The following is an 18,478-nucleotide window of genomic DNA, read 5'->3' on the forward strand; positions in this document are numbered from 1 at the left end:
GTGAGCGCAGCATCGTCCATGCCGAACATGACCCGCGGTCTTCATGACATCGCGTCGATCCTGTCCAATCCGATCCTCAACACGGATTCGTACAAGGCGTCGCACTATCTGCAATATCCGCCCGAAGCGTCGGCGATGTTCTCGTACATCGAGTCGCGCGGCGGGCGCTACGACCGCACGCTGTTCTTCGGCCTGCAAATGCTGATCAAGGAGTATCTGTGCCGGCCGGTCACGGCCGCCATGATCGACGAGGCCAAAGCGTTTTTCCTCGCGCACGGCGAGCCGTTCAACGAGGCGGGCTGGCGCTACGTGGTCGAACAGTGCGGCGGCTATCTGCCGGTGCGGATTCGCGCGGTGCCGGAAGGCTCGGTGGTGCCGACGCACAACGCGCTGGTCACGGTCGAATGTGACGATCCGCAGGTGTTCTGGCTGGCTACGTATCTGGAGACCATGCTCCTGCGCGTGTGGTATCCGATCACGGTGGCGACGCAAAGCTGGCATCTGCGTAAAACGATCCGCGCGTACCTGCAAAAGAGCAGCGACGACCTCACGCAATTGCCGTTCAAGCTGCACGACTTCGGCGCGCGCGGGGTGTCGAGCGCGGAGTCTGCGGCGATCGGCGGCGCCGCGCATCTGGTCAGTTTCATGGGTTCGGACACCGTGCTCGGCGTGGTGGCCGCGAACCACTACTACAACGAAACCATGGCCGCGTTTTCCGTGCCGGCGGCCGAGCACAGCACGATCACGTCGTGGGGCCGCGAGCGCGAAACCGACGCGTTCCGCAATATGATCACGCGCTTCGGCAAGCCGGGTGCGATCGTCTCGGTGGTGTCCGACTCCTACGATCTGTTCGCCGCGCTCGACGTGTGGGGCACGGAGCTGAAGCAGGCGGTGCTCGATTCCGGCGGCATGCTGGTGATCCGTCCCGACTCGGGCGACCCGCGCACGATCGTGTTGCAGACGCTGCGCGCGCTCGACGCGTCGTTCGGCTCGGCGGTGAATCGCAAAGGGCGGCGCGTGCTTGCCAACGTGCGCGTGATTCAGGGCGACAGCGTGAATCCGGAGTCGATCGAGGCGATCCTCGCCGCCATGGACGCGGCCGGTTACGCGGCCGACAACATCGTGTTCGGCATGGGCGGCGCGCTGCTGCAGCAGATCAACCGCGATACGCAGCGCTTCGCGATGAAGTGCTCCGCGATCCGCCTCGGCGACGAGTGGCGTGATGTGCACAAGGACCCGGTCACGGACGCCGGCAAGCGCTCGATGAAAGGCCGGTTGACGCTGCAGGTGAATCGTCGCACGGGCGAGTACCGGACGGTGACGCTGCCCATCGCGGGCGAGAAGGGCGAATGGGAAGACGCGCTGGTGACCGTGTTCGATTCCGGCAGGTTACTGGTTGACGTATCGCTTGCCGAGATCAGGAGCCGGGCGCACGCGGGCGAAGTCTAGCGTGGACCGCCCGCGGGCCACACCGTCACGCCCGCTGCGCGGATATTGATCCGGCACGGGGCGCCTTCGCGCAAGCCGGCATCTTCACTAGCCATTTCGAAGTGCACCCCGGCAATATTCACGCGAACATAGCGCTCGCCACGCCGTAATTCGACCGCCTCGATCACGCCCGCATGCGCGCCTTGCGAGGTGACGGCCAACGCATGCGACGACACGCGCCACATGACGCGCTGGCCGGCGGCAAGGCCTGGACGTGGTCCGGCGCTGTTGCCTTCGCCTGCGCCGACCGTCAAGCCGTGGCCGATCTCCACCTGACCCGCGGCGCTCATCGACCCTTCGCCGACGTTATGCAGACCGAGCAGCGCCGCCACGCGCATCGAAGCCGGCCGCTCGAACACGTCAGCGATAAAGCCCGCTTGCAACACGCGCCCCTGTTCGACGACTAGCACCTCATCGGCCAGCAGCGCGGCTTCATCCGGATCGTGCGTGACGATGATCGTCACTGCCGCGATCTCGCGCTGCAACGCCCGCAACGATTGCTGCAACAGACGCCGGCGCGGCGTGTCCAGTGCGGCGAACGGTTCGTCGAACAGCAGCAGTTCGCTATGCCGCGTCAGCGCGCGCGCGAGCGCCACCCGCTGCCGCTGGCCGAACGACAACTGATGCGGCAGCCGCCCGACCAGCCGCGCGAGGCCCAGATGATCGAGCCAGTAACGCGCGCTGGCGGCGTCGGCATCGACGGGAAACGCCAGCTGGCGCGCCACGCTCATGTGCGGAAAGAGGCCGTAGTCTTGCGGCATGTAACCGATCTGGCGGCGCTCCGGGGGCAGGGTGTGCAATTCGGTCGAGCCGAGGCGCACCGTGCTCGACGCGTTCGATTCGAGCCCCGCGATCAGACGCAGCGCGAGCGATTTGCCCGAGCCCGACGGCCCGATGATCGCGAGCCGCCGCGTGGCGGGCGTCCACGCGATGTCGAGGTCGAACGCGCCCAACTGGCGCCGCAGATGGAACGCGAGGCGGCGATCGCTCGCGTCGCCGCGGCTCGCGGTGAGATGGGTGGCGGGCTCCAGCGCGTCATCGCCGTTTTCGCTCTGATCTGCTGCGGGCTTTTGCCGCAGGCTGTAAATCGACAGCGCCGCGCAGACGATCGCGATCGCAAGCGTGGGCAGGAGCAAGGGCATCATCGCCGGCAGCCCCTGGCCGCCGAACACCACGTACGTGTAGACCGGCAGCGAATACGGGTGGTACGCGACCATCACGGTCGCGCCGAATTCGCCGAACGCGCGCAGCCATGCAAGAGCGAGCCCGGCGCGAATCGCCGGCCACGCCACCGGCAGCATCACGCGGAAGAAGCGGCTGCCCGCATGATGGCCGAGCGTCGCGGCGACGTCGTCGAGCACCGGGTCGACGGCGGTGAACGCGGACTTCGCGGCGATGATCAGAAACGGCGCGGCCACGAAGACCTCCGCCAGCACGATGCCGGCGAACGAGTCCGTCAGCGCGCCGCCGGTGAGGCGGCCGATTCCGCTATACGGGCCGAGCAGAAACAGCAGCAGCACGCCGCTCGTGAGCGGCGGCAGCGCGAGCGGCAACTGCACGACGAAGCCGAGCAGCGCCATCTTGCGCGAACTCGCGCGCGCCAGAAAATAACCGAGCGGCACGCCGCCGAGCAGGATGACGAGCGAGGCCACCGTGGCGCTCGCCGCCGACACGCCGACCGCCGACCACGTCGCGCGCCAGTCGACGTTCGCCCAATCCGCCGCGCCGAGTTGCGGCACGCTCGCGACGAACGGAGCGCACAGATAGACGGCCAGCAGCGCCGCCAGCCACAGCAGCGGTCGCGCCGCGGTGCGCTTCACCGCTTATTGCGCGGCGGCGTCGAGCACGGCTTGCACCGAAGGCGGTATCGCCTGCACGTTGCCGCTCACCGTGGGTTTGACGACGTCCACGCCGTGCTGCTTGAGCAGCGCGCGGCCTTGCTCGCTCAGCAGGAAGTCGACGAAGCTGACCGCGCCACTGTGGTTCGGCGCGTCGTCGAGGACCGTCAGTGTGTAGCTCGCCTTGGCCTGCAATTCAGGCGCGGGGCGGATTGCCGGAATCTTCAGGTCGGACGTCTCGGTCGAATAGAAAAAGCCGGCGTCGAGCTGGCCGGATTGCAGGCGGCCCACCAGCGTTTCCTCGGGCAGCACCTGCTCGGGATTTTCGGCGGTGCCCAGCGTCTTCTCGACGAGGTCGGGCTGATGATAGAGATCGGCCGCCTTGGTCATCATTTCGACGGTGAACGCGCCCTTCGGATCGAGCTTCGGATCGGTCCGGCCGATGCGGATGCCCGGTTGCTGCAGCACCTGATCCCAGCGCTTGCTCTTGAACTGCGACGCGAATTTGCTCTGCGGGTTATAGCCGATCATCAACGGCGATTCGGCGAAGTTCACATACCACGTGACGTGGTTGCCGTTCGCCTCGCCCATCAGGTTGCTGTTCACTTTCGGGCTCGCGCTGATGAACACGTCGCCGCGCCGCAGCTTGCCCTTGATCTCATTGGCGATCTTGTTCGAGCCCGCCGCGTAGCCGCGGAACTGCTGGCCGGTGGCTTTCTCGAACGCGGGGCCGATGCTGCGCTCCATCAGGTTGACGAGCGAGCCCGCGTACAGCACGTTGACCGCGTTGCCCTGTGCGAAGGCGGGCGCGGCCGTCACGATGCCGGTGACGATCACGAGAGAAGCGAGCAGCTTGCGAATCATGCGATAACCCCGATACGTTATTAAGAGCGTTATATTACGACGTCATCGCGTTGGGTTGCATGATGCGACGTCGGTGTCGTGTCGATCGAGTCAGTCGAGCGGGAAGATCCGCACGTAGCTGGTGCCGCTAGCACTGCCTGCGCGGTCGACCGCAATATGGCTGCCGATATGGTGTGTATCGACGCAGTTCCGCACCGATACGGCCGAGCGCAGCGTAATATACACACGGACATAGCGATTGAACAGGGCGCCTGGGCGCCGATCCTGGAGATAACCGCATATGGAAAGTATCGACAGGATGGCCGAGGCCACCGTCGACGATGCACTCTTGCTGTGCGGGCGGTTCCAGCGGCCGCTGTCTTTCAGCCTCGAACAACTGAAGCGTTACGAAAGCGTCACGGCCACGCCGTTCGATCTGCGCTGCTACACGACGAACCGCTTCATCGGCAACGTCGACGCGTATCGCGGTGTGCGCCTGACGACTTTGATCAGCGAGGCCGGTCTGCCGAGCGACGTGCCGGGCGAGTTCAAGCGCACGGTGTTCATCGCGGTGGGGCAGGATGGCTATGTCGTGACGTTTTCGTGGCACGAGCTGTTCAATACGCCGATCGGCGAGAACGTGCTGGTCGCCTATGAATGCGGCGGGCGCAGGCTCGACGCCGACGACGGCGCGCCGATCCTGTTTTCCGGCTCGGACATCCTGCCCGCGCCGCGTCACGTCAAACGACTGGCGCGCATCGAGGCGCGTGTGCTGACGCCATCGGCTTAGGGCGGTGGTGAAGCGCGGGGCGTAAGATGGTCTGTTATTGCTCATCGCGTTGCCACCATGTCTGACGATCCGCCTGCAAATGCCGTTCATGCCGCCGATGCTGCGCCGGCTGCCGGCCTGGGCGACTCCGGCGCCGAACCTTTGCAGTTGCCGCTCGACCCGCAAATTGCAGCATGCATGAACACATGGCTGAGCGTGGCAACGGACGCGTCCCGCGCCGACACCCGGCTGTTCGCCAAGCTGATCGCCGCACGCGACACGCACAACGAACTCGCGTTGCTCGGCTTGGAGCCGCGCGAGTGGCGCGGGTTGCTGGCGCGGCATTTCACGCACGCGGCTGCGTCCGCATTGCCGCTCGCGGTCAGCATCGACACCAACGCCGGCTTCGTCCACACGCTTCACGCTCTGCTGCTCACCCACGCAAGCGCCGCCGTCCACGCGGACGACGCGCACTGCATCGCCACGATCATCGCGCACGCATGCCTGCGCCCTGACCACTTATGGCGCGACCTCGGGCTTGCCGGCCGCGAAGAAGTCACGTGGATGCTGACGCGCTATTTCCCGACACTCGTCGCGCTGAATGTCGCCAACTTGCGGTGGAAGAAATTCCTCGCCGCGCAACGCGCGCTTTCGTTGGGCTTGCAACCTGGTCCCGCGCCGGGTTGTCCGGGCTGCGAGGACTACGGCTACTGCTTCCCGCAAGGTCGCTGAAGGCCGTTCGGCCTGGTGGCAGCGCGAGAGGGTTCGTGTATCCTTTCGCGCATGGCTGACACCGCAAAAACCAAACCCACAGCAGCGAAGAAATCCGCAAAGACGCGCCCTGAAGTGCGTTTCCGAATGCGCATTCGTAGCGGTGACGCGGTCGCGCTCGGACCAGGCAAAGTCGATCTGCTCGAAGCGGTGCGCGAATATGGCTCGATCTCGGCGGCGGCGCGCAGCCTTGACATGTCGTACCGGCGCGCGTGGTTGTTGATCGACGAACTGAACCGCTCGCTCAAGTCGCCCGCCACGCAGTCGGAACAGGGCGGTCAAGCCGGCGGCGGCTGCACGCTCACGCCGGTCGGCGAGAACATCATCCGCCTGTATCGCGAGGTCGAGGAAGAAGCCCGGCGCAGTTGCGCGAAGCAGATCACCGAGCTGACCCGGCTGATCCGTTCCTGAGCGGCGGCTCCTCGCTCGCGTATCTTGTGCTCATCCGTGCCGGATGCAAAACGCCGAAGCCGGCGGATTGCCGAGTTGAGCGAGATGCTCGGGGTGCAGGCGGGCCATCAATTCGACGAAGCTCGCCACGCTCGCCGCACGCAGCGGGTGATAGTCGATCTGATGCCGCTCGCAGATGCGTTTGAGCATGTTCATCGAATCGTGGTCGATGCAGTCCACCGGAAACACGACGATATCCGCGCCGGGCAACGCAGCCGCGAGCAGCCCCTTGCGATCTTCCAAGCCGCCGTCGTGCACCACCAGATCGCCGCCGGCCGCTTCCACCAGTCGTTTGAGCGCGGCGTTCGAGCCGGGCCGGCCGCCCACGTACACGATCCGCTTGCTGCGCACGTGCTCGAGGCTCGCGCGGCGCACACCGGCGCCGCTGACGGCGTCTGCCGCATCGACGGTCGCGCGTTCCAGTGCATCGCATTCGCTCTGCACCAGCTTGAGCAGCGTCAACGCCCGATCGTGGCTCTCGCGTAACGCGCGCGCGGCGTCCTGTTCCTGGTGCGTACGTTGCTCGGCGGCCTCGCGACGGCTGGTATGCAACGCGACACGCTGATCGGCGTCGGCCAGTTTGTCGCGTAGTCGTTGTGCTTCCGCTTCGAGGCCGGCGGCATCGGCGGCCTTCGGCCGGGATGTCTGGGCGGTGAGTTGTGCGATGCGCTCGTTCAGCGCGGCGATCGACGCGTCGCGCTGCATGCTGAGTTCCTGCAAGCGGCTCTGCTGCCGCTCGACTTTCTCCTTGAGCGCCGCGTTTTCTTCTTCCAGTGCAACCAGTCGGCGAATATCCGCGCGATTGGCCGCGCCGACCAGATGCGACAGCATGTGCAATTCGCCGAACGCTTTCTGGCGCACCGGCATGGTCGCGAACGGATGCGTCATCAACGCCCAGTAGGCCGGCGGGATGTCGCCGTTTTTCAGCGCTTCATCCCAGAGCTTAAGCAGGTCGACGTCGTCGGAGGTCTCGTCGAAACGGCGGATCGCACCCGCGTAATGCTCGTCGAGCAGCTTTTGCAGCGCCTTGGCGTCTGGGCCGCCTTCGATCGCCAGTTCGACCGCGCAATGATGAATCTCCAGGTCGCTGGCGTCGCGCCGGTCGAGGGGGGTGAATCTGGGCAACAGCTTGCGCAACTCGTGCGTGCTCAGACAGGTCCCGATGATCGAGCAATGCAAATGCGCGTCGAGTTCGGAAAGGCGCGCGCGCCGTTTGCGGCTCGCAGGCGATGTCTGCGCGGGCGTGCAGCAAGGGTCGGCGGCGCGGATGCCGGCGTTGGCAAGCTCGTCGCCGGACAGTTTCAGACGCGAGGACTGGGCAAGGCGAAACGGGGGCGTGTGCATGGCGATCTCGAATCCGGGGCGGTGTCAGGCGCGCTCAACGCGCACGCTCGCAGCGAGGGCACCGCTAGCGATGTATTCGAACGGATATAACGGTGGGCAGGAGAGAGCGTTCATGTACGGCGATGGCGAATTAGTCGGTTGAGCGGATGAGGATGGGCTCGGCGCGCGCTTTGCGCGGATTGGCTGTGGCTGGCGCCGTGCTTCGCGCGATGGCGCGCCGGCTCGCGGCCGTGACCGGGGCGGCAATCGCGGCTATCTCGCTGCCGGTCGTCGATGCGTGCTGTTCCAGCACATGGCCGACGCACAGGCCGATAAACGCGGCGTCGAGCCGTTCGAGTTCCGCCACCACCTTGCGCAACGCGGGCACGTCGTTGCTTAGTGCGTCGGAGAAGATCGCGTCGCGCAGTTGCTCCGCCGAGCGCGCTTCGTTGATCGCAGCGTTCAGTTCGCGCAGCCGCGCGAAGCCGGCCGCTCCCGCGTGTTGCGCGAGGATCGACAGCAACTGGTGCAGCGAGTGCGAGCCCGACGTACCGACCGACGCGAAATTCAGCCGCCCGCCGGTGAGCATCGCGACGAAGCGCTGCACGCTGCCGTACAGGCGCCGATAGGCATCGACGACATCGCGGATCGATTCGGCGCGGCCGCGCTCGGACGCCGCCTTCACCGCGACGAGGGTCGACGAGATATCGTTCGCGAAGTGTTGACCGCGTTCCGCGAGATCGGACAAAGGGGATCGACTGCGCACCGCTGCTGGCTCCTGCTGGCCCGTTTTGCTTCGTCGCGAGTGGCGCAAACGCCCGAAGGGCGGCCCTTGCGCAAGCGATGAAGCCTACCGTGATATCCGACAGGATATAACGAAAGACAGCGCTCGTGTTGCACCGCGGCTTGCGACGCGGGGTTTATGCGTGGGCTATGCGTGGCCTTTGACGCTCCGCGCGTACTTCAGAAATGCGTTGACGGCGGGCGCCCGCTCGTACTTGCGGAAGGCGATCGCAATCTCCGAGGGGATCGGCTGACCCGCGATGTCGCGGTACACGACCCCCGGCAGCGTGATGCAATCGGCCAGCGTATGCGGCACCACGGCCACGTAGCCGCCGAGCGACACGCAGGCGAGCACCGCCGCGAGCGTGCCTGGACGCGGCCCGAGTCGCGCGGAAAAACGCCCGCGCCGCGCCACTTCGAAGGTGCCGGCCTCCTGCTCCGGCAGCACGAAACAATGGTCGCGCAACTGCGCGGACCGGATGCTCGGGAAGGCCGCGAGCGGGCAATCGGCCGGCAGTGCGAGGACGAACCGGTCGCGGTGCACCGTGGCGGCCTGAATGCCGTCGGCCAGCGGCATGGGCGGGCGCACGTAGGCCGCGTCGAGCAGGCCGTCGCGCAGCATTGCGGCGACGTTGTCCATGGGCACTTCGCGAATGGAAATGTCGACCCCCTGATGCGTGTCGCGAAAGCCGCCGACCGCCCGTTGCAACACGCCCGCATAGGCCGCCGACGCCACATAGCCGACTTCGATCCGCCCCAGTTCGCCGCGTTCGGCCAGCACCGCGCGCTCCCCGGCGCGCGTGAGATGGTCGAGGGCGATGAGCGCCTCGGCGAGATAGGCAGTGCCCGCCGCGCTCAGCGCCACCGAGCGCTTGGTGCGATGAAAGAGCCGCACGCCGAGCAGGCGTTCGGCTTCCTGGATCAGCTTGGTCAGCGACGGCGCGGCGATGCCCAGTTCGTCGGCGGCACGCGAGAAATGCAGTTGTTTTGCGACGCAAACGAAGGCGTGGATATGGCGAAGTTCGAGCTGTCGCATGATTTTCTGTATTGCCTCTGAGGTTAATTATTTTGTGATTTTATGGCAATGACAGGCAATAGACGCATCGCTACCATGACGTGACTTCGAATCGTCCGTGCCTACCCGCATGTCATCCGTCTCTACCACTAGCACAGCGCCCGCGCAGCAGCCGGCCGCCAATTCGGCGTTCGTGCTCGCCACTGCTTCCGCCACTTGCGCGCTGATCGTGCTGGACACCAATGTCGTGGCCGTCTCGCTGCCATCGATCGCACGCTCGTTCCACGCGAGTTTCGCCGATGTCGAATGGGTCGTCAGCGCGTATATGGTCGCCTTCGCCGCGTGTCTGCTGCCCGCGGGCGCGCTCGCCGATCGCGTCGGCCGCAAGAAGATGCTGCTGCTGGGCCTCGCGGTGTTCTTCATCGCGTCGCTCGGTTGCGGCGTTGCGGGTTCGGCGGCCGCGCTGAACCTCGCGCGCGCGGTCAAGGGCGTGGGTGCTGCGATGCTGCTGACCGCCGCGCTCGCCGTGATCGCGAACACCTTTCACGACGGACCCGCACGCGCGCGCGCATGGGCCGTGTGGGGGACCTGCATGGGCGTGGCGACCACGGTGGCGCCGTTGGTAGGCGGTGTCATCACGCAATGGTTCGGCTGGCGCTGGATCTTTCTGCTCAATCTGCCTGTGTGCGCGGTGCTCGCGTGGTGTGCGTCGAGAGCGCTGCGCGAGTCGCGCAATCCCGCGCGCGGTCCGCTCGATGCCGCCGGCAGCCTGCTGTTCGGCGTCGCGCTCGCGCTCGGCATCTGGGCGTTGATCGAGATGCCGGCGCACGGCCTCGCGAGCTGGACTACGGGCGCGAGGCTTCTCGCGTGCGCGCTGCTGTTCGGCGCGTTCATCCAGGTGCAGCGGGTCCGGGCGCACGCAATGATCGATCTCGCGTTATTCCGGCAAGCGCGCTTCGTCGCCGCCGTGCTCGCGATGTTCGGCTACGCCGCGTGCGCACAGGTGATGATGACGTTTTTGCCGTTGTATTTGCAGAACGCGTTCGGTCTGTCGGCGGTGGCCGCGGGTGTCGGCATGCTGCCGTTCGCGCTGGCGATGGTGGTGGGGCCGTACATCGGCGCGGCGCTTGGCAAGCGGATTTCCGCCATGACGTTGCTGTCCGCAGCCTTGCTGCTGATCGCATGCGGCAACCTGCTGACCGCGTCGGTGGCCGGGAGCGAGCGGTACGCGTGGGTCGCGCTCGGCATGATCGTGACGGGGCTGGGCGCCGGGATCCTGAACGGCGATACGCAGAAGGCCATCATGGCGTGCGTGCCGCCGGAGCGGACCGGCATGGCGTCCGGTGTCAGCACGACGACGCGCTTCACGGCGATCGTCACCTCGGTCGGGGTGCTCGGCGCGGTGCTCGCAGCGCGCACTCACGCGGCTTTTATCGCTGCCGTCCCGTTGACGCCCGGCGTGAAAGCCGCACTCGACGCGGGCTTCATGTCGCGCGTGCTGGCCGGCGACACCGCGCAGGCCACCGCGCATCTGCCGCCCGCGCTGGGGGCTGCACTGACAGCGGCCGCGCACGCGAGCTTCGCCGATGGGTTTGCTGCCGCGCTTCGCGTGGCGGCGCTGGTCGCAGCGTCGGTCGCGGCTGGCGTGTGGTGGCTGGCCGGCGCAGCGCAAGCCCGGCGGGTGCGTGGCGCGGGGCCGGACAGATCGTGAGTTTGCGTTGCCCGTGAGCGCCGTTTTCCGCTATCGTGCTGCATTCCCGCCGTCGAGTCCTTGCGGATACATCGCCAGGTGGCTTCCCGCCGTACTCCGGCCACGCACGACACAAAAAACAATGAGCCATCCCAACTCCGAACTGATCGAACGTTTTTACACCGCATTTCAGCGACGCGACGCCGAAACGATGGTCGCCTGCTATGCCGATGACGTCGTCTTCAGCGACCCCGTGTTCGGCGAGCTGCGCGGCGAAGAAGCACGCGACATGTGGCGCATGCTGGTGGAGCGCGCGCAGGACTTCTCGCTGACGTTCGACGGCGTCGCCGCGGACGAGCACACCGGTCAGGCCCGTTGGGTCGCCCGCTATCAGTTCAGCCAGACGGGCCGCGCGGTGGTCAACGAGATCGAAGCGCGTTTCGCGTTTCGCGACGGACGCATCGTCGAGCACCGCGACCGCTTCGGCCTGTGGCTGTGGCTGCGTCAGGCGCTGGGCGTGCGCGGCGCGCTACTCGGCTGGTCGCCGCTCGTGCATCGCTTGATCCGCGCGCAGGCACGCAAGGGACTCGCCACCTATCGCAATCGCGAACGGGATCGCTGAAAGCGGAGTCGTCGATCTGTCGTCATGTGCGCGCGTCGCGCTTGCTATGATTCGGCCAGTTGATCCAGGATCCGTTCAGGCCGAATGACAAGGAGTGCTATGCCAGTAGTGGATGCCGCGTGGGAAGAGTGGCTGGACAGCAATGTGGCGCGCGGTTGCAGTCCGGACTCGATGATCGAGGCGATGGTGCGCGCGGGCTTCGCCGCCGACGCGGCGCGCGTGGCGGTGCATGAAACGTTTGACCGGGGCCTCGCGAATGCCGGGCTTGCCGGGCAGCCCGCGACCGAGGCGGCACTTGCGCAGGCCGCGCCGCAAACTTACCAGTATGACGAGTCGCCGGTCGCGCGCGGCAATGTGATTCGCGCGTACGACCGCGATGTGCGCGTGCTGATGCGTTGCGAGCGTCCTCAGGTGATCGTGTTCGCGGACGTGCTGTCCGCCGACGAGTGCGGCGAGATGATCGAACGCTCGCGTCATCGGCTGAAGCGCTCCACCACGGTCAATCCCGACACCGGCAACGAGGACGTGATTCGCAACCGCACCAGCGAAGGCATCTGGTGTCAACGCGGCGAAGATGCGTTCATCGAGAAGCTCGACCGGCGCATCGCGAGTCTGATGAACTCGCCGGTTGAAAACGGCGAAGGGCTGCAGATCCTGCACTACGACACGACCGGCGAATACCGCGCGCATTTCGATTACTTCCCGCCCGATCAGCCGGGCAGCGCGGCGCATACCGCAAAGGGCGGCCAGCGGGTGGCGACGCTGGTGATCTATCTGAACGACGTGCCTGACGGCGGCGAAACCACTTTCCCGCAAGCGGGCATCTCGGTCGCGGCGAAGCAGGGCGGCGCGGTGTATTTCCGCTATATGAACGGCCAGCGGCAACTCGATCCGCTGACCTTGCACGCGGGCGCGCCGGTGCTCGCCGGCGACAAGTGGATCATGACGAAGTGGATGCGCGAACGCGCTTACGGTTGAGTCCGCATCATTCGGCTTTCTGCCGGGTCGGGGCAGGGCCGGTGGAGGTGGTGAACAGTTGCTTCAGGGCGTCGCGGCCGCTTGCATAGCCCATGCGCAGGATCAGCAGGGCCGATCGCCGCGCCGGCGATGTGATCGAGCGTCGGCAAGCCGGCGAGACTGCCGGCCACACCGATGGTCGCGACCAGTGCCGACACGGCATCGACGCGCGCATGACAGGCGCTGGCCATCAGAATGGCCGAGCCGTTGCGCCGGCCTTCGGCGCGCAGGCGCTTACGGTGTCCGTTTGATCCGCGCTCAAGCCGTCGTCTTGTAGACGTCCGGGTTATGCAACTCCATATAGCGTTCGGGATTCGCCACTTGCGTGAAGCCGTGCGGTTCGTAGACGTGGTGCGCGTCGGTGGTCACCAGCACGATTCTTCGCAGACCCGTGAGCGACGGGCTCGCGAATATCTGCTTCATCAATGTCGTCGCATAGCCTTTGCCGCGATATGCGGGCAGCACGAATACGTCACACAGGTAAGCGAAGGTCGCCTCGTCGGTGATCAGCCGCGCGAACGCAATCTGCGTGCCGTCGATATAGCCGCCGAAACATAGCGAGCCCGCAACAGCCCGCTCGAACGTGTCGCGCGGCATGCCCTTGGCCCACCCGGTTTCCTGCGACAGGAACGCATAGACCATCTCGATGTCGAGTAAGGTCTTGTCGTTCGAGACGGTCAGTTCACTGGTTTGCACTGCGTGTCTCCGCCTGGTTTCGGGTTGCCGCTGCCAGCCTCACTCGCCATCACCCCTTCGCCGGGTCCTCGCTGCCGCGCGAGCCGCCGCCGACGCTCTGTCCGGCGTCGGGCGCGAGGCCCATGTAACCCGCCACGGACACCAGCGTCAGCACCCCGGCAAATAGAAATGCGAGGCGGAAATCGTCGAGCGTGAAGACGCGGCCTGTCGTTTCGCCGTTGAAGAATGCCGCCGCGCGCAGCGAGACCGCGCCGAACGCGATGCCCAGGCCGATCGTCATCTGCGCCGCCGCGCTCCATAGCGTGCTCGCCGCGCTCATCTGCGGCTGCGCGACATCGGCGTAGGCGAGCGTCGCGAGCGTCGAGAATTGCATCGAGCGCGCCACGCCATACACGAACACGACGAACAGCACGAGCGCGAGCGGCACGTTCGGCGTCAACAGACCGCACGCGATGATGAATATCCCGGCCACCGCGACGTCGACGATCGACACCATGCGGAAACCGTAGCGCTGCAAAATGCGCGTGGTCAGCGCCTTCATGCCGAGGTTGCCGAGCGCGCTCGCGAGCAACAGCAGCCCCGATCTGAACGCCGACAAACCAAAGCCGACCTGGAACAGCAGCGGCATCAGATACGGCACCGCGCCGATGCCGATGCGCGTGAACGAACCCGTCACCACCGTCACGGAGAAAGTGGGAATTTTCAAGGTCGACACGTCGATCAACGGATAGGGATGACGCTTCGCGTGCTGGAACGCCACCACGCCCGCGAGCAGGCCGCCTAGCACCACCGCGCCGGCGATCCACGGATTCGTGCCGGGCTGGCTCGCGAGTTCCGCGCCGTACAGGATCGCGGTGAGCGTCAGGCCGCTCAGCAGCAGGCCGACCACGTCGAGCGGCTTGCGTTCGGCGCCGCGCAGGTTCGGCACCAGCGCGAGCGCGACGGCCATTGCCGCCAGACCGAACGGCACGTTCAGCAGAAAGATCCAGCGCCACGACGCGTAGGTGGTGATGAAGCCGCCCACCGGCGGCCCGACCACCGGTGCGGCGATGGCCGGCCACGTGATCGTCGAGATGGCCTGCATCATGCGGCTCTTCTCGGTGCTGCGGACCACGATCAGGCGGCCCACCGGCACCATCATCGCGCCGCCCACGCCTTGCAGCACGCGCGCCGCGGTGAATTCGACGACGTTCTGCGACAGGCCGCACAACACCGAGGCCGCCGTGAACACGGCGATCGCGCTGAAGAACACCGTGCGTGCGCCGCAGCGGTCGGCGACCCAGCCGCTGGCCGGAATGAAGATCGCCAGCGCCAGCATGTACGCGGTCATGCCGAGACTGAGGCTGTTCGGTCCGACGCCGAACGAGTGCGCCATCTGCGGCAGCGCGGTGGCGATCACCGTGGTGTCGAGATACTCCATGAAGAAGGTGGCCGCGACGAGATACGGCAGCCAGCCGACATGCGCGTTGCGTGTGCTGCCGCTGGTCATTGCGCGGTCTCCGCTGCAATGCTTGCGGGGGCGCCGAGGTTGTCGGCGTGCGGGCGCGCGGCGCGCGATGGAGTGGACTTCATGTTGGTTGCGACTACCTTTCGATAACGTGTTTCCGGCGTCCGGGCTTCCGGCATCCGGGCGCCCCACGTCCGCGCGAGAAGCCCGGGCTTCAGGATGGCCGGTGCTGGGGCGATGCACGCGTGAAGCCGTGATGGATCGCACGCGCGTTGCCAGCCCTGAATCCTAACGCAATAAATGGCGCCATACCGTTGCCGAACGCAGGACACGCCACTCCAACGCACGCTCCAACGCACAGCCAGCACGGCGCATGACGGTGCGACGGCCCGTCCGCGCAGCGCGCCGCGCAACGGACCGGCGCGGGAAACACGATCGTCGCGCGCCGCTCAGTCCTTCGCGGCGTACTCGCGATCCAGCCGGTCGTACAGCGGCTTGTTGACGAGCCGCTGGCGTTCGCTGAACGGCGCGACGAGCGTCGCATCCTCGTCGAGCCGGCCATTGCTCTGCAGGCTGCCGAGCGCGCGCTGCATGCCGAGCACCGCGCCCTGCAGCGCCGCGTTCGCATACAGCACGATGCCGTAGCCGAGCTTCGCGAGCGCCTCGCGCGACTGCACCGGCGTCTTGCCGCCGATCACGATATTGATCAGTTGCGGCTTGTCGAACAGCGCCGGCAGCCGTTCGATGTCGGCAAGCGATTCGGTCGCCTCGATGAACAGAATGTCGGCGCCGGCTTCGATGAAGCGATGACCGCGCTCGATCGCATCCTCGATGCCGTGGACCGCCGCGGAGTCGGTGCGCGCCATGATCTGCAGATTGCCGTCTTCGCGGGCGTCGACGGCCGCGCGGATCTTGCCGACCATCTCGCTCGCCGCGACCACTTCCTTGCCGGAAAAGTGGCCGCATTTCTTCGGCATCACCTGGTCTTCGAACTGGATCACGTCGGCGCCGCTGCGCTCGAGCACGCGCACGGTCTGGCGCACGTTCAGCGCGTTGCCGAAGCCGGTGTCGGCATCGACGATCAGCGGCAGCGCGACCGCGTCGCGAATGCGCGCTGTGTGTTCGGCGACTTCGGCGAGTCCGATGAAGCCGAGATCGGGCAGTCCGAGCGACATATTGGTGACGCCCGCCCCGGTGATGTAGAGCGCCTCGAAGCCGGCGTCCTCGATCACGCGGGCACTCATCGCATTGAAGGCGCCGGGCACGAGCAGGCCCTGGCGTTCGTTGACTTTGGCGCGGAATGCGGCGCGACGGGTAGCGGAAGTGGTCATGACAGGGTGTCTCCAGAAGGAAAGTCGTTGGCGGGATGGGGCGCTATTGTGCAGGAAGCGTGCCATTTGGCGACGGTCGCAGCTTTGTCTCGAGTAATCAATGAGTTAGGCCGAGGGGACTGGGTTGGGCCGTTCGTGGCAGAATACGGTTTATGTTCCATGAAACGTTTCACGGAACGTTTCAACGCTCAAACATTGAAGGCCGAACGTTGAGCCTCGAAGGGTCAGAAAAGGAGTGCCCGCGGTGTCCACCTTCACGTCGTCCCTTGTCAATTCCAATTCCGCCCGGCCGGGTGTCGCACTAGTGAGTATCAGCCGGCTGCAGTCGCTTTGCGAGACGGTCGCGCCGCGCTACGCCGAGCGCGCGAAATTTTTCCCGGTCCGGGAAGGGTACGGCGCGGCAGTCGCCACGCTGCAAGCCTACGTGGATGCGGGCGCGGTCGACGTCGTGCTGGCCGCCGGCTCGAACGGCGCGTATCTGCGCGAGCATCTGAACGTGCCGGTCGTGATGGTCAAGGTGAACGGCTTCGACGTGCTGAACGCGATCACGCTCGCCGCCACCACGTGGCCCGGCGCGCGGATCGGACTCGCGTTGCATGAAACGGTCTCGCAGGAACTCGCCGACCTGGGCCCGTGGCTGAACGTCGGCCTGAAACAGTGCGCGTACCGCTCGGCTGACGAAGTGCGGCTCGCCGTCGACAAGCTCGCCGCCGAAGGCTGCAGCGTGATCATCGGCCCGGGCATGGCTTGCGATCTCGCGCAGCAGGCCGGCATGGAGAGCGTCTTTCTGTACTCGCTCGGCGCGGTCGAAGAGGCGTTCGAGCGTTCCGTCGAGCTGGCGCGCGTGAGCCGTCAGAAGGAGTCCAAGCGCGTGCGGCTGAACACGATCGTCGCGCATCTGCGCGACGGCGTCGCCGCCTTCGACGACGCCGGCCAGCTCGAAGCGGTCAATCCGGCGATGCTCGAACTGCTCGGCCTGGGCGGTCCGCAGGAAGCCCGTTTGGGCAACGCCCTGCAGGAAGCGCCCGTGGGCGGCCGCGAACACGACATGGCTGCGCAAGTAGCGCGCCTGGTGGGTCCATTGCTGCGCGAAACGCTCGCGCACGATCAGCCGATCGAGGAGCGCATCGAGCAGATCGGCGGCCGCGCGCTGATCGTCAATTGCGTGCCGATCGTCGAGCACGGCGTGCGCTCCGGCTCCGTGGTGACGGTGCAGGACGCGCTGGTCGCGCAGCGGATCGACCGCTCGCTGCGCACCAGCCAGCGGCCGAAACATCTGGTCGCGCGGCACCAGCTCGACGATCTGATCGGCGGCTCGCCAGCGCTGGAACGAGTGCGCCGCCTCGCGCGCGCCGGCGCGGCGCACGACGCGACCGTGCTGCTCACCGGCGAAAGCGGAACCGGCAAGGAACTGGTCGCGCAGGGCATCCACAACGCCAGCCGGCGGCGCGGCAATCCTTTCGTCGCGTTCAATTGCGCGGCGCTGCCGGAAGGCCTGATCGAAAGCGAACTGTTCGGCCACGAAGAGGGCGCGTTCACTGGCGCGCGCCGCGGCGGCAAGCCGGGCCTGTTCGAGATCGCGCACACCGGCACGATCTTCCTCGATGAAATCGGCGAGATGCCGGCCGCGCTGCAAAGCCGGCTGTTGCGCGTGCTGCAGGAGCGCGAGGTGATGAAGGTCGGCTCGGGACGCGCGACGCCGGTCGACGTGCGGGTCATTGCCGCAACCCACCGCGACTTGCATGCGCTGGTCGAGCAGGGCGCGTTTCGGGCGGATTTATATTTTCGTCTGAACCTGCTTCAGATAGAATTGCCGTCGCTCCGTGAGCGGCGCGGCGATGTCGCCCCGCTGGCGCGGCGCCTGTTGAGCCGCGGCGCGCTCCAATACGGTTTGCCGGACGCTGCGCAACAGCGGGTGCTGGCGTTTCTCGCGCCGCTATTCGAGCACTACGCGTGGCCCGGCAACGTCCGGGAGCTGGAAAACCTGCTCGCGCGCGCGGCGATTTATTTCGGCGACGCAGCGGCGGACGCGTCGCAGGATTGGCAGGCGGTGTTCCCCGAGTTCGGGCGCATGACGCGGGCGGCGCCGGTCAAGACCACGCCGGGCGTCGCAGATGGCACCATCGGAAACATTTCTGTCCGCGCCACGCCCACCCGCAAGGACGTGCTGCACGCCCTCGAACGCTCCGGCGGCAATCGCGCCGCGGCAAGCCGGGCGCTGGGAATTGGCCGTACCACGCTGTGGCGGCTTCTGAAGGATTGACCCGACGCGATAGACGGCAGCGGCGAGTTAAATAGTTCCAGACTATTGCTCTGATTAAAACAATCCGCTTTACCTATTAAGCGCTGTCTGACATACTGACTCCACTTTCCAACCACCCAGAAAGAGGACTCA

At 66.4% G+C, this 18,478-nt stretch carries 17 protein-coding genes; 9 read left to right on the forward strand and 8 right to left on the reverse strand.

The genetic code is table 11. The features are described 5' to 3' along the window. Positions 1-18 precede the first annotated feature (18 nt). Positions 19-1,449 (forward strand): nicotinate phosphoribosyltransferase, encoded by a 1,431-nt coding sequence (locus FVF58_RS07625; protein ID WP_149669490.1) that lies wholly within the window; start codon positions 19-21, stop codon positions 1,447-1,449. Here FVF58_RS07625 and FVF58_RS07630 read toward each other — a convergent pair. Continuing rightward, entirely contained in the window at positions 1,446-3,308 is a 1,863-nt protein-coding gene (locus FVF58_RS07630; protein WP_149669290.1) for an ABC transporter ATP-binding protein/permease, read from the reverse strand. The two genes, FVF58_RS07625 and FVF58_RS07630, sit on opposite strands and share 4 nt — an antisense overlap. A gap of 3 nt (positions 3,309-3,311) precedes the next feature. After that, positions 3,312-4,190, reverse strand: coding sequence for an extracellular solute-binding protein (locus FVF58_RS07635; protein ID WP_149669291.1), 879 nt, complete (start codon positions 4,188-4,190; stop codon positions 3,312-3,314). A gap of 280 nt (positions 4,191-4,470) precedes the next feature. Here FVF58_RS07635 and FVF58_RS07640 point away from each other — a divergent pair, with 280 nt between their 5' ends. From FVF58_RS07640 to FVF58_RS07650, 3 genes are all read left to right on the forward strand, one after another. After that, complete coding sequence (locus FVF58_RS07640) at positions 4,471-4,959, forward strand: molybdopterin-dependent oxidoreductase (protein ID WP_149669292.1); 489 nt, start codon at positions 4,471-4,473, stop codon at positions 4,957-4,959. Positions 4,960-5,136: 177 nt separating this feature from the next. Next, the gene (locus FVF58_RS07645) at positions 5,137-5,670 is read left to right on the forward strand and encodes a nitrogen fixation protein NifQ (RefSeq protein ID WP_149669491.1); all 534 of its coding nucleotides are present in this window, start codon (positions 5,137-5,139) and stop codon (positions 5,668-5,670) included. Between the two features lie 51 nt (positions 5,671-5,721). After that, the gene (locus FVF58_RS07650) at positions 5,722-6,120 is read left to right on the forward strand and encodes a winged helix-turn-helix domain-containing protein (RefSeq protein WP_188130741.1); all 399 of its coding nucleotides are present in this window, start codon (positions 5,722-5,724) and stop codon (positions 6,118-6,120) included. 30 nt (positions 6,121-6,150) lie between these two features. Here the strand turns inward: FVF58_RS07650 and FVF58_RS07655 are convergent, their stop codons facing one another. From FVF58_RS07655 to FVF58_RS07665, 3 genes are all read right to left on the reverse strand, one after another. Then, positions 6,151-7,503, reverse strand: a complete 1,353-nt coding sequence (locus FVF58_RS07655; RefSeq protein WP_149669294.1) for a DUF2325 domain-containing protein — start codon at positions 7,501-7,503, stop codon at positions 6,151-6,153. Positions 7,504-7,633: 130 nt separating this feature from the next. Further along, on the reverse strand, positions 7,634-8,248 hold the full coding sequence (locus FVF58_RS07660) for a hypothetical protein (RefSeq protein ID WP_149669295.1): 615 nt from the start codon (positions 8,246-8,248) through the stop codon (positions 7,634-7,636). A 165-nt stretch (positions 8,249-8,413) separates the two neighbouring features. Next, on the reverse strand, positions 8,414-9,301 hold the full coding sequence (locus FVF58_RS07665) for a LysR family transcriptional regulator (protein ID WP_149669296.1): 888 nt from the start codon (positions 9,299-9,301) through the stop codon (positions 8,414-8,416). A gap of 109 nt (positions 9,302-9,410) precedes the next feature. Between FVF58_RS07665 and FVF58_RS07670 the strand changes: the two genes are divergently transcribed. The 4 genes from FVF58_RS07670 to FVF58_RS51260 all read left to right on the forward strand — a co-directional run bounded on the left by FVF58_RS07670 (position 9,411) and on the right by FVF58_RS51260 (position 12,860). Next, positions 9,411-10,991 (forward strand): MFS transporter, encoded by a 1,581-nt coding sequence (locus FVF58_RS07670; protein ID WP_149669297.1) that lies wholly within the window; start codon positions 9,411-9,413, stop codon positions 10,989-10,991. Positions 10,992-11,112: 121 nt separating this feature from the next. Then, positions 11,113-11,592 carry a nuclear transport factor 2 family protein gene (locus FVF58_RS07675; protein WP_149669298.1) on the forward strand — a complete coding sequence of 160 codons (480 nt, stop codon included), beginning with the start codon at positions 11,113-11,115 and terminating at the stop codon, positions 11,590-11,592. Positions 11,593-11,691: 99 nt separating this feature from the next. Beyond that, the gene (locus FVF58_RS07680; RefSeq protein WP_149669299.1) at positions 11,692-12,570 is read left to right on the forward strand and encodes a 2OG-Fe(II) oxygenase; all 879 of its coding nucleotides are present in this window, start codon (positions 11,692-11,694) and stop codon (positions 12,568-12,570) included. A gap of 92 nt (positions 12,571-12,662) precedes the next feature. Further along, positions 12,663-12,860 (forward strand): hypothetical protein, encoded by a 198-nt coding sequence (locus FVF58_RS51260; protein WP_188130742.1) that lies wholly within the window; start codon positions 12,663-12,665, stop codon positions 12,858-12,860. Positions 12,861-12,867: 7 nt separating this feature from the next. On the opposite strand, the gene FVF58_RS07690 is transcribed toward FVF58_RS51260, so the two are convergent. The 3 genes from FVF58_RS07690 to FVF58_RS07700 form a co-directional block, all read right to left on the reverse strand. Further along, positions 12,868-13,305: a GNAT family N-acetyltransferase gene (locus FVF58_RS07690; protein ID WP_149669300.1), complete on the reverse strand. Its 438-nt coding sequence runs from the start codon at positions 13,303-13,305 to the stop codon at positions 12,868-12,870. 49 nt (positions 13,306-13,354) lie between these two features. Continuing rightward, positions 13,355-14,794 (reverse strand): MFS transporter, encoded by a 1,440-nt coding sequence (locus FVF58_RS07695; RefSeq protein WP_149669301.1) that lies wholly within the window; start codon positions 14,792-14,794, stop codon positions 13,355-13,357. Positions 14,795-15,201: 407 nt separating this feature from the next. Then, on the reverse strand, positions 15,202-16,083 hold the full coding sequence (locus FVF58_RS07700) for an isocitrate lyase/PEP mutase family protein (RefSeq protein WP_149669302.1): 882 nt from the start codon (positions 16,081-16,083) through the stop codon (positions 15,202-15,204). A 244-nt stretch (positions 16,084-16,327) separates the two neighbouring features. Here FVF58_RS07700 and prpR point away from each other — a divergent pair, with 244 nt between their 5' ends. Further along, positions 16,328-18,346 carry a propionate catabolism operon regulatory protein PrpR gene (prpR, locus tag FVF58_RS07705; protein WP_149669303.1) on the forward strand — a complete coding sequence of 673 codons (2,019 nt, stop codon included), beginning with the start codon at positions 16,328-16,330 and terminating at the stop codon, positions 18,344-18,346. Positions 18,347-18,478: the final 132 nt, after the last annotated feature.

The organism is Paraburkholderia panacisoli (assembly GCF_008369935.1).
Taxonomy (GTDB): domain Bacteria; phylum Pseudomonadota; class Gammaproteobacteria; order Burkholderiales; family Burkholderiaceae; genus Paraburkholderia; species Paraburkholderia panacisoli.